This window comes from Alcanivorax sp. MD8A, assembly GCF_002888555.1.
Classification (GTDB): Bacteria; Pseudomonadota; Gammaproteobacteria; order Pseudomonadales; family Alcanivoracaceae; genus Alcanivorax.
Genome location: NZ_AQOQ01000017.1, coordinates 35,369 through 50,203 on the forward strand (window position 1 = coordinate 35,369; position 14,835 = coordinate 50,203).

Consider the following 14,835-nt stretch of genomic DNA (forward strand, 5'->3'; position numbering starts at 1 on the left):
GGTGGAGGCCCCATGGTGCTGCTGGAATGGTTCGAGGATGTACTGCGTGAGAGTGGATTGATGCCACTGTGGGAAGCCGTTTCCCCCTGGCTGGCCCTGGACGAGCGGCAGTTGATCTTTGTGGTTGCCACGCCCGTGTTTATCGGCCTGTTCCTGTGGGAGTACCGAAAGATCCGCCATAACCCGGCACTGGCCAATGGCCGCGAGTCCCTGCTCAACTTCCTGCTAGGCGCGGGCTACCAGACCACCGAACTGTTGTTCGCCGGCCTTATCGCGTTCCCGGTCTATGCCTTTGCCTTCCACCACCGGCTCATGGACATCGAATTGAGCTGGGCGACGGCCTTGCTGCTGTGGGTGCTAGTGGATTTCTTCTATTACTGGTTCCATCGCACCTCCCATCGGGTGCGCTGGTTCTGGGCCGCCCACGTTACCCATCATTCTTCCGAGCGCATGAACTTCTCCACCGCCATGCGCCAGAACGCCACCAATATCTTCAATGGCGGCTGGCTGTTCTACGTGCCGCTGGCCTTCGTGGGTTTCAATCCGGTATGGATCGGGGTCTGCTATGCCCTGTCGCTGGTGTACCAGTACTTCATCCACACCACCCTGGTGGACAAGCTTCACCCGGTCATTGAAGCTATCTTCAATACCCCAAGCCACCACCGTGTTCATCACGGCCGCAACCCGGAATACATCGACCAGAACTACGCCGGTGTCTTCATTGTCTGGGACAAGATGTTCGGCACCTTCGTGGAGGAAAAACAGGATTTGCCGGTGGAATACGGCATCACCCGCCCGGTCTACAGCAACAGCCTGATCGTCAACTGGTGCCACGAATACGCCGACATGTTCAAAGCCATGGCAAAACGCGGCCCCCTCACCCAGCGCCTGAAACACCTGTGGAAACCACCGGAGTGGGAAAGGGACAGCAGTGAACAGTTAACAGTGAAAAGTGAATAGCTGCGCGAGCAACCTTTTCGGTTTTTCAACGCATGAGGCCGCGCCCAACGTCTGGACGCGGCCTCATGCGTTCTAAAACCCCAGGTCGCTTCCGCGACTCTGTTAACTGTTCACTGAAGAAAGCGCCTGTCGATACATCCCCCACGCCATTACGCCAGCCATCAGGTTGCCAAAGGCCGCGCCCAGGGCGAGGCCGCCGAAGTCGCCGAGGTGGAAGCCCAGCCATAACAGCGGCAGGTAGCACAGGAACAGACGCAGGAAGGAAATCAGCATGGCACGCATGGGCCAGCCGAGGGCATTGCTGGCTGAGACCACCAGCATGCAGACACCCAGCAAACCATAGCTGGGAGGCAGCCAGCGAATCAGCACGGTGAGGTAAGCCTGCACCGGGGCCGAGTCTACCAGCAGCCCGGCCAGCGGCCCGGCCAGGACCGCCAGCAACAGCCCCAGCAGCACCTGCCAGCCCACCACCATGGCCGCGCCCACTTTCATCAGCCGTTGCACGGTGTCCCAGTCATTGCTGCCGTAGCAACGCCCCAGCCAGGGCGGCAGTGCCATGGTCATGCCCAGCACCAAAACGATGGAGAAGCTCTCCAGACGACTGGCCATCCCCCAGGCGGCCACCGCCTGGTCCCCACTGCGCGCCACCAGCGCGGTGGCCAGCATGGCCGCCAGGGGTGGCATCAGCTGGCTGATCATGGCTGGCCCGGCAATATGAAAAAACGGCAGGGCCGAGTCGCGCATCTGCTGCAACATGCCCTCACGTTGCACCCAGCCCTTGCCCTTTAGAGACAGCACCAGCAGCACGCCCCCCAGCGCAAACGCCAACAGGGTCGCCAGTGCTGCGCCCGGCAGGCCGAAACCCTGCCACTCCCCCACCCCGAAAATCAGCAGCGGGTCGAGCACCAGATTGAGCAGGCTGGTGACCACCATCATCAGACCCGGGAAGCGGGTATTGCCGTGGGCCCGGAACAGGCTGTAGCCAAAATACACCACACCCCCCACCCACATGGCAGGCAATTGCAGGGCCCAATAGGGTCGAATCAACGTCTGGATTTCCGGCGACGCCCCCAACAGGGTGAACACCGGGGTCTGCACCAGCCACAACAGCGCCACCAGCGCCCCCTGGAGCACGCCACCACCGACCAGAACCAGCGCCCCCAGCCGGTTCGCTTCGGTCTGCTTGCCGGCGCCGATGGAGCGTGAAATCAGCGCCGCAATGGCGATGCCCACCCCCACCTGCACGCCGATCACCAGAAACGCCAACGGGAAGGTAAAGGACTGGGCCGCCAGCGGCGCCGTGCCCAACCGAGCCACAAAAATGCTGTCGACCAGATGAAACCCGAGCAACGACATCACCCCCAGCGCCATGGGCCAGGTCTGCTGCCACAACTGGCGGGCAAGCGCGGTATTGGAAAGAGAAGCGGTTGAGTTCAAAGGCACGCTCGGCGGGTGGTAGAGGGTAGGGGGAGACTAGCAGGGGTTCAGTGAACAGTTAACAGTGAATAGTGAACAGTTGCGCGAGCAACCTTTCCGGTTTTTCAACACATGAGGCCGCGCCCAACGTCTGGACGCGGCCTCATGCGTTCAACAACCCCAGGTCGCTTCCGCGACGCTGTTCACTATTCACTGTTAACTACCCTCACCCGCTCTTCCCATTTGCCGGTTTCCACCAGCTCCAGGAATTCATCACCGAGACGCTCGCTTTCGGCGATGGCGGTTTTCCAGTATTGCTCGCGGCCGGCGTCGTCGCCAAGGTAATGCTTGAAGTCGGTACGGTCTGGCAGCTTGCCGTGGGGCAGGCTGGCCAGGTACTCGGGGGACGGCGATACCAGCAGCATTCGACGCAAGCGGTGCGGGTCGCCGTTACGCCAACGCAAAGGCTTGTCGAACCAGCCGGGGATGACCCGGTCTGTAAAGTGCGGGTACAGCACAATCCCGTTGCTCTGGTAAGGCAGATCCAGGTGATAGTCGAGCATGCCACCATCGCGGTAGACCCCTTCAGGCGCACCAGGAAACTCGGTAACGCCATCGAGCACCATGGGAATGGCAGCGCTGGCCAGCAAGGCAGCACGCAGGTTATCGGCGGACAGCGGGATACGGTGGGTGGTGAAGTCATTCAGCGGCCCCAGTGGCAACGGCGCGTCGCCACTGCACACCAGCCCCCGCTCCATGAACAGACCGGTGGCACGACGACTGAACAGATTGGTTCCGATCAGGCCAGCCAGCCCCAGGCCCAGACCCAGCGGCCCCTGATGAGCCATCAAGCCGCGGCTACGGATCACCACAATCACCAGCCGGTAATCGGAATGACGGAGAATATGCTGATCCCGGTCCTGCAACAGTTCGGACAACATGGCCGCGCAGCGGCGGGACACTTCCGTGGCGGTAATGCCCTTGGGGAAACGTTGACGGGTATAAAGCTCCGCCAGGCGGTCCAGCGCCGCTGCCGGGTCCTGACTCATGCTGATGGCGGCGAAACGCCAGCTGCCAATGGACGCACCGATCAAGGTCCGCGGCACACGGGCACGTGTCAGGAAGTCGCCGAACACGGCCTTGTCCAGGCCATTGATGCCCAGCGCCTTGGGCCCCCCTGCCGCCCCCGGCAACAGATCCACATCCTCGGGGCGCAAGCCGTGTTCGCGCAGATGGGCAATCGCCTCGCTGCCAGCACGCAGGGTCAGTGAAGGTGCAGAGGAATGAATGGCGGCCACCCCGATCTCCCGTTCAGGCGTTGTCTGTGACGCCCGCATGGTACCGGCAACCCGCCAATTTGCGAAACCTGATTCCGTTATTCGTTTAAAAAACGTCCCAAAGCACGGGTGAACGCCACCGGCTGACTCATCAGTGGCACATGCCCCGCCTTGTCCAACACCACATGGCGGGCACGGATATGGCGGGCAAACTCAGCCTGCCCGGCTGCAGGGTATAGCGGTGACAACGCTCCCGTCAGCACCGTAGCCGGAACAGGGAAGTCACCGGAGGTAGTGCGATAGTCATGGGTATGGGACAGGTACGCGCGCAGGTAGGCACGCAGATCCGCCACATCGGCCACCGGCAGCAGCCGGGCCCACACGCCGGACCAGCGACTGGTGGACTGGTAGGCAGAGTGCAGCCCGGGCCGCCCTGCTACCTGGGAAAAGATATCCAGCACCTGCCCCAGCACCGCCTCGCGTAGCCCTGTGGCCAGACGATTGAGCGGGCCTGTGTCCGGGGCACCGTCCAGCAATGCCAACAGGGCCTCCAACTGGCTAAAAAAACGCGCTTGCTGGTCACCAAACAGCCCGTGGCTCCAGTCATCCCCATTGGCAATGCAGGGCGACTGATCGATGTGCAAGTAGCGGCGAACAGGACTGAAATCACCGAAGGCATGCCAATGCAGACTGGTGGTCGCCCCCAGCGAATACCCCACCAGCGAGAAGTCACTCAGCCCGAAATGGCTGACCAGGTCTTCCATATCCTGCATGTGATTATGAAACACATCAGGCTGGTTGAAACGCACCCGGGAAGAACCACCGGCACCGCGGAAATCCGGCAGGAAAAACTGATAGCGCCGCGCAAACGGCAGCACAAAAGGCAACCAGTCTCTGCCTTGCATGCCCAAACCATGCAGCATCAGCACCGGCTGACCACGGCCGATAATTCTTACCTGTAGCGATTCACCATCCCTGGCCGGGAAAAACGGCATCCTTTCCCCCTTGTCTTCTTATTGTCGTATTGCTTTTTTGGTCGTGCCGTGGCGATCAGCCATACAGGCACAGGTACGCCGTATCTACCGCTACCTTTACCTGAAACTTGCTGTTGGCTTCCACTTCGAAGGTCTCACCGGCAGCAAAGGTCTGCCAATCGGTCGCGCCCGGCAGTTGCACCGTCAGGGCTCCGCTGACCACGGTCATCACTTCGTGCTGGCTGGTGCCGAATTCGTAATCGCCCGGGGCCATTACGCCCACGGTGGCCGGCTTGGTTTCGGTTTGAAAGGCAATGGATGCCACCTTGGCATCGAAGTATTCGTTGACCTTGAACATGGCAAACGCCTCCGTTGAGTCAATGGAGGCGCGAGTATGCCAAAAGAGCGTGCCGGGCGCCGCTTATTTCCACTGTGTCGCGACTGCCGTGCCCTGCAGCAAGGTACGGGTTACCGGGGTCTTGGCGGCAATCTCCAACAAGCGTTCTTGCTGGGCTACCTCCAGCTCACCACTGCAGCAAAGGGTGCGCTCAATATGCTCGCCCCCTTCTTCGTCCCGGTAAAAACGCAGGTCCACGTGGATCTCACCGAGCGACCAGCCCTTTCGCTCGGCATACATGCGTAAAGTGATCGAAGTGCAGGCCCCAAGGCCTGAGAGCAGCAATTCATAAGGGTTCGGCCCCTGGTCATCACCACCCAGCGCAGCACTCTCATCGGCACTCAGCTGATGATGGCGGGCATGGATCGCCTGCTGGTATTTGTGCGTGCTGTGAACGGCGACTGTTGCCATGCTGAGCTCCTGTCTGCGAGAAGATGAGCCACACCCGAGGGGCGGCCTTTGCTTTGCGATCTGTGAGTACCATACTCCTGAAACAGGCTGCCGCGAACACACTGCCCTGGAGGTCACCATGAGCAATACCGGTCACGACGGTGAAGTGGTGGAATGCCCCAACCTCACCACCACCCTGACACTCAATGCTGTTGCCTCACGCCGGAGCATTCTCGGTAATGGCCTGCCCATCATTCGCCACCTGCCCAGTCGCACTCAACGATTGATCGGCCCCTGGTGCTTTCTTGATCACATCGGCCCCACCTCCCTCAATCCGGATAACGCGGTGGATGTGGGCACCCACCCCCATACCGGCCTGCAAACTGTCACCTGGCTATTCGAAGGCGCATTGCTGCACAAGGACAGCCTGGGGTATGAGCAAATCATTGAGCCCGGCGAACTCAACCTGATGACCGCCGGCTACGGCATCTGCCACTCCGAAGAAAGCCCGCCGGGGTTTAGCGGCCCCATGCATGGCCTGCAATTCTGGATTGCCCTGCCTGCCGAGCACGAAGACACCGCTCCGGCCTTTTCCCATCACCGTGACCTGCCCCAATGGGAACAGGACTGCGCCCAGCTTACTCTGGTTGTCGGCGAGCTGAACGGCCACCGATCCCCGGCCCAGGTCTTTTCACCGCTGGTGGGGGCGGACATCGTCGCTCGCGAAGGCGGCGAGTTGTCGCTGGCCGTGCCTGAGCACTTTGAGCTGGGATTGTGCATCAACGCAGGGGGGGCGACTCTGGAGGGATCCACACTGGAAACCGGCGAGCTCTACTATCTGGGGCAGGGACGGGATCGACTACGGCTGTCGCTGGATCCCGGCAGCCGGCTCATGCTGCTCGGCGGTGAGCCCCTGAGCCAGCCGGTATTGCTGTGGTGGAATTTTGTGGGCCGCGACCAGACCCGGCTGGAAAACGCCCTCAAGGACTGGCAACAGTGGCCAAACACACGTTTTGGTGATGTACCCGCCTACCAGGGCGGGCCCCTAAAGGCCCCCGCCCTGGACCCGACGGTGAGACTGAAAGGATGATCAGCCCGCATCCACTTCCTGACAGTACAGGGCGACACCCGTACTGTCCGGGGCGGGATGGGCAATGATCGCATCGTAGCTTCTGCCCAGCTGAATCGAACAGCTGCGATCCACCGCACTGGCTGCGCCCACCTGCAATGTCACGGTCAGCGTGGAGGATGATTCAGGCGCGCCGGTCTGGTAGCTACTGACCGCGCCGTAGTCCAACCCGGAGGCCAGGGTCGAGGCACCCACCGAAACGTCGATGTTCTGGTCTGCCTTGTCGGCCAGGGCATGAACAAAACGAACCCGAACCTGACCGGCGTCAACAGAGGCGGGGATCTGCTCATATGCCTTGAGCTTCGGCACTTGATCGCCACTGCCGGCCAGTAACCCCATCAGCACCAGGGTATAGTTTTCCCCGGCGGCAAGGGCAATCCCGGTGTCATCGACCAGAGTGGCAGTGGCGTTATTGATATCGAAAAGCACGGTTTCCGTATCCGACTCCAGCTTGAATGCCATGCCGTCTTGCTCGGTAGTCGAGTACTCACGGGCTTCAAACAGGGGCCCGGAAAGATCATTGCGAATAATCACATCGACAGTGGTGTCTTGCTGCTCATTGCCACTGCCACTCTGGTCGCCCAGTTGATTGTGGAAATAGATCCCGGTGCGCTCACGGAGAAACGATTCCACATCGTCATCACTATCACCGCCACACCCTGACAGCACCACCGTTCCGGCCAGTGCAAGCCAACCCCATTTCTGCATACGTCCTCCCAAATACTTGCGTTCTGAAGCGGCCATCGAGCTAACGATGAACCGAATTCGTTATTGTCGCAGGTAGGAAACAGAAATACGAAGAAAGTTCCAGCTAACCTGATTCAGCTATAGGGCTGGCAGTAAATCGAAATCTGATCATCGTCACTGTCAAAACGCGTATAGGCGATGATGGCATCGTAGCTTCGGCCACTGCTGACATTACAGCTGACCTGGTCAATCAGGATACCCTGGGTCTGGTTGTTGACGTCCACTTGCAGGGTGCCACCCGCAGAGAGAGTGGTGTAACTGCTGGCGCTGCCATACTCCAGATCTGATGCAAGCTGCTGGGTGCCGCCGGGCAAGGTCACACTGAGGTCATCACCGGACAAGCGGGAAAGGGTATTGATAAAACGCACCCGAATCTGGCCACTGGCCACATCTACATCCTGGTAACGAAAACTTCTTAATTGGCGATTGTCGAGTGTCGTGTCCCCCATCATGACCACCGTATAGCGGTCACCGGCTACCAGCGTCTGGTTGATCGGCCCATTGATCAGTGTTGTCCCTGAACTACGGCCACGAACATCAAACTGGAGGTTTTCGTTGTCGTCATCCAGCTCGATCTGGTTGCTGCTGACATTACCCGATTCGGTATAGCCACGATCCTCGCTGAGGGGGGTATTCATGTCGTCCACATAAAAATCCACCACCACATCATCACTACTGCCGCCAGAGCTCTGGGTTAGCTGGTTGTGGAAATACAGGCGGGTGCTGTCGCCAAAGATATCCTCGTCTTCATCACAGCCGAAGGCAGACAAACCGGCGATGGAAGCCGCCAGCACCATGCGCAGAAAAATCACGGTCATTCACTCCCGGAGCGGTCTGACTGCTGTTCCAACAACGCAGCAGCAGGTTCGCCCTCATTGAATTCACGAATAAAGATACCCCAGAACGCCACAAACAACGCAGCCAGAAGGGGACCAAGAGCGAACCCGGTAATCCCGAACATGGCCAGCCCGCCCAGGGTGGAAAACAGCACCACGTAATCCGGCAACTTGGTATCCCGCCCCACCAGGATCGGACGCAAGATATTATCGACCAGACCGATCACGAAGATACCGTAAAGCAACAACACGGTAGCACTGATCACATCACCCACGGCATACAGATACACCGCCACCGGCAACCAGATAAGGCCAGCACCTACCGCAGGGATCAATGACAGCACCGCCATCACTACCCCCCACAAAAACGCACCCGGAATTCCGAGCCACCAGAAGATCAACCCACCCAGGGCCCCCTGGGTAATGGCCACCACCAGATTGCCCTTGATGGTGGCACGGGTGACTTCGGCAAACTTGGCGAAAAGCAGCTTCTCGCGTTCGTCACCCAATGGCAGGGCACGAATCAGCATGGCCACCATGGCGTCGCCATCACGCAACAGGAAAAACGCCAGATACAACATCAGGGCCAGGTTGAGGAAAAACTGGAAAGTATTCTGCCCCACGGCCAGTGCCCGTTTGGCAAGAAACTGTCCGGCGCCGGTAAAGGCCTGGACCGCCTGTTGTTTGATGCGCTCCAGATCAATATCAAAGCGCTCGGCCAACGCTTGTATCCCGGGAAACGCCTGCTTGATCTTGTCGACGTAGTCGGCCAGGTTGACCTCGCCACTCTGGACTTTCTGGAACAACCCGACCCCTTCTGTGACAAAAGACGTTGCCACGAACAACACCGGAATAATCACCAGCACCACGCACAGGGTGAGCGTTAACAAGGCCACCAGGTTGCGCCGATTGGGCCAGCGCGCCAGCACACGCTTCTGGAACGGATAGAAGATCACGCTGATGGCACAGGCCCAGAAAATGGGGGCAAAGAAGGGCTGCATCATCAGGGCAAATACCAGACTTACCCCAATCAATGAAAACAGAAATGCGCGGCGTTCCAGCTTGTCAGACGTCCCTGCCATGATTGAATCCTTGTTATGCAGCGGTCACCAGCAGACTGGTCCCCAGATAGGCCATATAGGCCACATACACCACCAGCAAACCGACCCCGTTGCTGCGGGTGATTTGCCCCTTGCGGCCCCACAGGCCAAAGCCCATCACAAACAACGCCAGCGTCAGCGCCATCATCAGGCCCCAGTCCCGCTGCAGCACACCGGGCTCCACCGCCATCGGGCTAATGGCACCGGCAATACCGACCACGCCGAGGGTATTGAACAAGTTCGAGCCTAGCACGTTGCCGAAGGCGATATCGTGTTCGTTCTTTTTCACCGCCGCGATACTGGACGCCAGCTCCGGCAGCGAGGTGCCAATGGCCACGATGGTCAGGCCGATGATCAGATCACTGACCCCAAGGCTCTGGGCAATGAACACCGCTCCCCACACCAGCAGCCGCGAGCTGGCCACCAGCAGGATCAGCCCTACCACCAGCCAGAACAGCGCTTTTTTCAAAGGTAACGGATGGTCGGCCAGATCTGTTTCCACCTCGCCACCGAGCACATCCCCCTTGCCGCTCATGGCCGCGTAGATCGACCACCCCATCAGCACCGCCAGCAGCGCAATCAGAATCCAGGCATCGGTGCGGGTGATATTGCCGTCGATGAGCTGGTAACCGGCAATCAGGGTAATCACGGCCAGAATCGGCAACTCTTTCTTGAGGATCGCGGAGTTCACCGCAATGGGGCTGATCACCGCCACCACCCCCAGAATCAGGGCGATATTGGAAATATTGGAACCGTAGGCGTTACCCAGTGCCAGGGAAGGATTGCCTTCGAGGGCGGCCAGCGCCGATACCACCATCTCCGGCGCCGAGGTACCGAAACCGACAATCAGCATGCCGATCAGCAACGGCGGCATACCCGCATGGGCCGCCGTGCCCGCAGCCCCTTCCACAAATTTGTCGGCACTCCACACCAGCAGAATCAGCCCGCCAATCACGGCGGCAATGGCCAGCAACATCGGTACTCCTTGGGGTCATGTAGTCGTCAGGCTGGCACATTGTGGCAGAGAGCCGGGACAGAGGCACCCTTGAGACGCAAGTTTCGACAGGCCGAGCCGGCACGCTTGCCGGCCAGCGATGCGGCCCTGTTAACCCGGCATCGCTGGCAGGCAAGCTGCCCCAGAAATCAGCATCCCTGCCCCGGGGCCGTCACGACTCACACATGCTGATCCTTACCCGGCTTGATGCCATAGGCGAGGGTATACAGCACCGGGATCACGATCAGGGTCAGCACGGTGGCAAAGCCCAGACCAAACATGATTACCACGGCCATGGACTCGAAGAAGGCGTCGAACAGCAACGGCACCATGCCAAGGATGGTAGTAATTGCCGCCATGCAGACCGGCCGCACCCGGGAAATGGACGCCAGCACCACTGCCTCGAACGGCTCGCGACTCTCCATTTCGAGCTTGATCTGCTCCACCAGCACAATGCCGTTCTTGACCAGCATCCCGGACAGACTGAGGAAGCCCAACAGCGCCATGAAACCGAACGGCGCATTAAGCAGCAACAAGCCCAGGGTCACCCCGATAATCGCCAGCGGCACCGTGGCCCAGATCACCAGTGGCTGGCGCAGGGAGTCAAACAGCAACATGGTGATGATGAACATGAACAGATAGCCCATTGGCAGGCTGCCAAACACCGCCGCCTGGGCATCACTGGAGGCCTCATATTCGCCCCCCCAGGTGAGGGAATACCCCGGCGGCAGCTCCAGCGCCGCAATCGCCGGGCGAATCCGTCGCAATACCTGGTCTGCGGTTTCCTCACCCAGCACATCGGGCTCCGCCTGCACCGTCAGGGTACGCTTGCGATCGCGACGCATGATCAACGCGTTTTCCCACTCGGTCTCGAAGTCACCTACCACCTGACTAATGGGAATGTAGGTGGAATAGACCGGCGACCAGACCTGCACATCGTTGAGATTATTGGCGCTTAACCGTTCATCATCCGGCGGCCGCGCCACAATCGGCAGCAACTTGCTGCCATCACGGTACAGGCCCACCGTGCGGCCACTGAAGTTCAGCGCCAGGGTATTATCCAGATCCTCACGGCTGATCCCGGCCCGCCGGGCCTGGGCTTCCAGAAACTGCGGACGAATCACCTTTTCCTGCTGACGCCAGTCGTGGCGGATACTTTCCAGCGCGCCATCGTCGGCCATGATGGCCTGCGCTTTCAGGCCCAGCTCGCGCAACACCGTGGGATCCGGGCCACTGAAACGCGCCTCGATAGAGGCCGCCGGGCTGGGCCCGATCATCAGCCGCTTCACCTTGGCAAACGCCTGCAGATGTTCACTGCGGATCAAGTCACGGGTCGCGGCCAGGGCCGGATCAATGCTGTCACGGTCTTTCACTTCCACAATCAGCTGGGCGTAACTGGGGTAACTTTTTTCCGGCGCGTAAGGCAGCATGAAACGGGCCGCCCCCTGACCAATGGTGGTGGTCACCTGGGTGACGCTGTCCATCTCCAGTAACGAACGCTCCAGACGCTCGGATGCCTCACGGGTAGCGCGAATATCACTGCCCTGGGGCAGCCAGTAATCCACCAGGAACATGGGCGTGTTGGACGGCGGAAAGAACGCCTGCTTGACGAAACCGAAGCCCAGCACCGCCAGCACCAGCAACACCCCCATGCCGGACAGCGTCAGTACCCGATGATGGATGGCCCGGTCCAGCAAGCGCCTGTACAAGACAAACACCCGGCCCTTGTAGGGATCCTCGGCTTCTCCATCTGCACCGCCCACATCCTTGTCACTGAAGAACTGTTCGGCGAAAAACGGCACCAGGGTAATCGCGGTAATCCAGCTTAACAGCAGGGAAATCAGCAACACCCAGAACAGGCTGTTGGTGTACTCGCCGGTGGCATCATCAGACAACCCAATCGGAGCAAAGGCCATAATGGCAATCACTGTGGCGCCCAGCAGCGGCCAGACGGTCTGCTTCACCACCTCGCTGGCGGCCTGCAATTTGGACAGCCCACGCTTCATGCCCACCAGGATCCCTTCGGTGACCACGATGGCGTTATCCACCAGCATCCCCAGCGCAATAATCAGCGCCCCCAGGGAGATTCGCTGCAGATCAATGGCCAGCATTTTCATCACGATGAACGTGCCCAGGATGGTCAGCAGCAGCACGCCCCCCATCAGCACCCCGGAACGCAAGCCCATGAACACCAGCAAGACCGCTATCACGATGGCCACGGCTTCGCCGAGATTCAGCATGAAGGCGCTGACCGACTTGTCCACTTCGTTGGGCTGGTTATAGACGGTGGCCAGCTCCATGCCGGCTGGGCGCTGGTATTCCAGTTCCGCCAGACGCTGGTCCACTCTTGCCCCCACGTCCACCACATTGACCCCTGAAGCGAACGAAATGCCCAGCGTCAGCGACGGCCCTCCATTAAAGCGATACAGGTGTCCCGGCACTTCCGCATAGCCGCGCTCGATGGTGGCCACATCCCGCAGGTACACCAGCTCGTCGGCCCCCGGGTCGGAGATAAGCAAATTCCCCATGGCCTGAACCGTGGGGAATTCACCAGTGGGGTAGATGCGGATGTATTCGTCACCCACCCGCACCTTGCCCGCCGGATTCACCGTATTCTGGGTCTGCAGCAGGCCGAAAATACGGTCAGGGCTGATGCCCAGTGAAGCCAGTCGGGTCCGGGAGATTTCCACCAGCACCTGCTCTTCACGCTGACCGCCGACCACCACCTTGCCGACCCCTTCCACCAGCACCAGCTCACGGGTCAGGTAGTCCGCGTAATCCTGCATGTCTTGATAGCGGTACCCTTCGCCGGTAATGGCCAGCAGAATGCCGTACACATCGCCAAAATCATCTATTACCTGAATGGTGCCTGCGCCCGGGGGTAGCTGGCCCTGCAGGTCGGTCATCTTGTGACGCAACTCATCCCAGATCTGCTTGAGCTGACTGGCCCGATAGCGCGGTTTCATTTCCACCTGCACCTGGGACAGGCCATTGCTGGAAATGGAGGTGACGTTCTTCACGTAGGGCAAGCTCTGGATGGCACGCTCCACCGGCAGCGTCACCTCCTCTTCGACCTGGCGAGGCGAAGCACCCGCATACTGGGTGATCACCATGGCAATCTTGAGCGTGAACTCCGGGTCTTCCAGCTGTCCCAGGCGGGTAAAACTGATGGCCCCGCCGACCAACAGAATCAGGGTGAACAGCCAGCTGACCACCTTGTGGCGGATGCTGTACTCGGCGATGTTCATCACTTACAGGCCCCGCTCTTTCACCAGTTCACGGACCGCCTGTCCATCCTTGAGATGGTGCACCCCGGCGCTGACAATACGGTCACCCGCGGCCAGACCATCAGTGATTTCGACACCGTCACCCACGACCTGCCCCAACGTCACGCCAGTGGCAGAAACCGTTCCGGCGTCCGCATCAAACAACCAGACAAAGGCGCCGTCTTCACCGTCCTTGTTGAACACCGCCTCCACCGGCACCTGGGGCCAAGTGGTGGACTCACGCATGATCTGGCTGAGGTCGATCGCCACATCCACACTCATGCCCGGCAGCACCATGATGCCGTCAGGGTTGGGCATGGTCAGGGTAATGATGTAAGTCTGGGTGCGATCGTCGGCGCTGGCCTCATGTTCCTTGTAGCTGGCCTTGAACACCTTGTCCGGTGCGCCTTCAAAGCGCAGGTCCGGCTGGTAATCATCACCATCCTTTTTGAGGTTGGTAAAGAACCGCTCCGACACCGCAAATTCGATATCGATGTTCTTGTTGCCTTGCAGGTACAGGATCGGCTCCTTGGCCTGCACAAACTGGTAATTTTCCACGTGGGTGCGGGCAACCGTGCCGGCATAGGGCGCTCTCAGCCGGGTATAGTTCACGTTGTCCCGGGCCAGACTCAGTGCCGCTTCCGCCTGACGTCGCTTGGCCTGGATTTCATCGAACTGGGCCTCGGAAATCACCCCGCGTTCATGCAGGCTGATGCTGCGCTGGTACTGACTGTTGGCCAGATCATACTGGGCCTGACGGTCAGCCAGCTGGTTGCGGAAGTCCGCCGGATCCAGCGCCGCCAGCAACTGCCCTTTCTTGACCTCTTCACCGGCGCGGACCGGAAACTTCACCAGCTGCCCGGACACCCGAAACGCCAGCTCAGAGCCTTCGGTGGCCACAACCTTGCCCGGGTAATGGCGCAATTGCCCTTCTGCGGTACTGTCCACCGTAAAGAGTTTCACCGGCTGGGGCTGTGTAGCCACTGTTTCCGGCTCATCCGCACATCCCCACAGCGCCAGGGTCAGACCCAGCAATGCCCAGACACGTTGCATGTTGCTCTCCCGAATCCTTGTTTGGTACTTGTGAGTACCATTATCACACAGCTTGTTGGTCATCCGTGAACAAACTTCAACTCAGGCTAACCATTGTGGCCCGTGATGAATGTGATGTCTTTGTTGACTCGGGACACGCAGACACGTGGACAGGCCGGGTGGCGTACCAGAAAAAAGAAGGCCGGCAGATGCCGGCCAAGGGGGGAAGAGGGTTGGCCCTGTACCGCCACATCCAGTGGCGGCCCTGGGCCGGACGGTGAGCGCATCACGCGTCATTGGGTAGCCTCGATAAGCAA

General features: G+C 59.9%; 13 protein-coding genes. 2 read left to right on the forward strand and 11 right to left on the reverse strand.

The window, feature by feature from the left end; genetic code table 11:
• The first annotated feature begins 12 nt into the window (after nt 1-12).
• Complete coding sequence (locus A15D_RS10420) at nt 13-960, forward strand: sterol desaturase family protein (RefSeq protein ID WP_102791881.1); 948 nt, start codon at nt 13-15, stop codon at nt 958-960.
• Between the two features lie 102 nt (nt 961-1,062).
• Here A15D_RS10420 and A15D_RS10425 read toward each other — a convergent pair whose 3' ends face one another.
• The 5 genes from A15D_RS10425 to A15D_RS10445 all read right to left on the reverse strand — a co-directional run bounded on the left by A15D_RS10425 (nt 1,063) and on the right by A15D_RS10445 (nt 5,435).
• Entirely contained in the window at nt 1,063-2,397 is a 1,335-nt protein-coding gene (locus A15D_RS10425) for an MATE family efflux transporter (RefSeq protein ID WP_369825833.1), read from the reverse strand.
• Between the two features lie 185 nt (nt 2,398-2,582).
• On the reverse strand, nt 2,583-3,674 hold the full coding sequence (locus A15D_RS10430; RefSeq protein ID WP_102791883.1) for a hypothetical protein: 1,092 nt from the start codon (nt 3,672-3,674) through the stop codon (nt 2,583-2,585).
• 77 nt (nt 3,675-3,751) lie between these two features.
• Nucleotides 3,752-4,648, reverse strand: coding sequence for an alpha/beta fold hydrolase (locus tag A15D_RS10435; RefSeq protein WP_102791884.1), 897 nt, complete (start codon nt 4,646-4,648; stop codon nt 3,752-3,754).
• Nucleotides 4,649-4,703: 55 nt separating this feature from the next.
• Complete coding sequence (locus A15D_RS10440) at nt 4,704-4,985, reverse strand: pyrimidine/purine nucleoside phosphorylase (RefSeq protein ID WP_022985504.1); 282 nt, start codon at nt 4,983-4,985, stop codon at nt 4,704-4,706.
• A 63-nt stretch (nt 4,986-5,048) separates the two neighbouring features.
• Complete coding sequence (locus A15D_RS10445; protein WP_102791885.1) at nt 5,049-5,435, reverse strand: OsmC family protein; 387 nt, start codon at nt 5,433-5,435, stop codon at nt 5,049-5,051.
• A 118-nt stretch (nt 5,436-5,553) separates the two neighbouring features.
• Here A15D_RS10445 and A15D_RS10450 point away from each other — a divergent pair, with 118 nt between their 5' ends.
• Entirely contained in the window at nt 5,554-6,504 is a 951-nt protein-coding gene (locus tag A15D_RS10450) for a pirin family protein (protein WP_022985506.1), read from the forward strand.
• Here the strand turns inward: A15D_RS10450 and A15D_RS10455 are convergent, their stop codons facing one another.
• The 6 genes from A15D_RS10455 to A15D_RS10480 all read right to left on the reverse strand — a co-directional run bounded on the left by A15D_RS10455 (nt 6,505) and on the right by A15D_RS10480 (nt 14,539).
• Nucleotides 6,505-7,251 carry a DUF4397 domain-containing protein gene (locus A15D_RS10455; protein ID WP_022985507.1) on the reverse strand — a complete coding sequence of 249 codons (747 nt, stop codon included), beginning with the start codon at nt 7,249-7,251 and terminating at the stop codon, nt 6,505-6,507.
• Between the two features lie 113 nt (nt 7,252-7,364).
• Complete coding sequence (locus A15D_RS10460; protein ID WP_022985508.1) at nt 7,365-8,108, reverse strand: DUF4397 domain-containing protein; 744 nt, start codon at nt 8,106-8,108, stop codon at nt 7,365-7,367.
• Nucleotides 8,105-9,208, reverse strand: coding sequence for an AI-2E family transporter (locus tag A15D_RS10465; RefSeq protein WP_022985509.1), 1,104 nt, complete (start codon nt 9,206-9,208; stop codon nt 8,105-8,107). The genes A15D_RS10460 and A15D_RS10465 overlap by 4 nt, the downstream gene beginning before the upstream one ends.
• A gap of 13 nt (nt 9,209-9,221) precedes the next feature.
• Nucleotides 9,222-10,202, reverse strand: coding sequence for a calcium/sodium antiporter (locus A15D_RS10470; protein WP_022985510.1), 981 nt, complete (start codon nt 10,200-10,202; stop codon nt 9,222-9,224).
• 197 nt (nt 10,203-10,399) lie between these two features.
• Nucleotides 10,400-13,468, reverse strand: a complete 3,069-nt coding sequence (locus A15D_RS10475) for an efflux RND transporter permease subunit (RefSeq protein ID WP_102791886.1) — start codon at nt 13,466-13,468, stop codon at nt 10,400-10,402.
• A gap of 3 nt (nt 13,469-13,471) precedes the next feature.
• Nucleotides 13,472-14,539, reverse strand: a complete 1,068-nt coding sequence (locus tag A15D_RS10480; protein WP_102791887.1) for an efflux RND transporter periplasmic adaptor subunit — start codon at nt 14,537-14,539, stop codon at nt 13,472-13,474.
• Nucleotides 14,540-14,835: the final 296 nt, after the last annotated feature.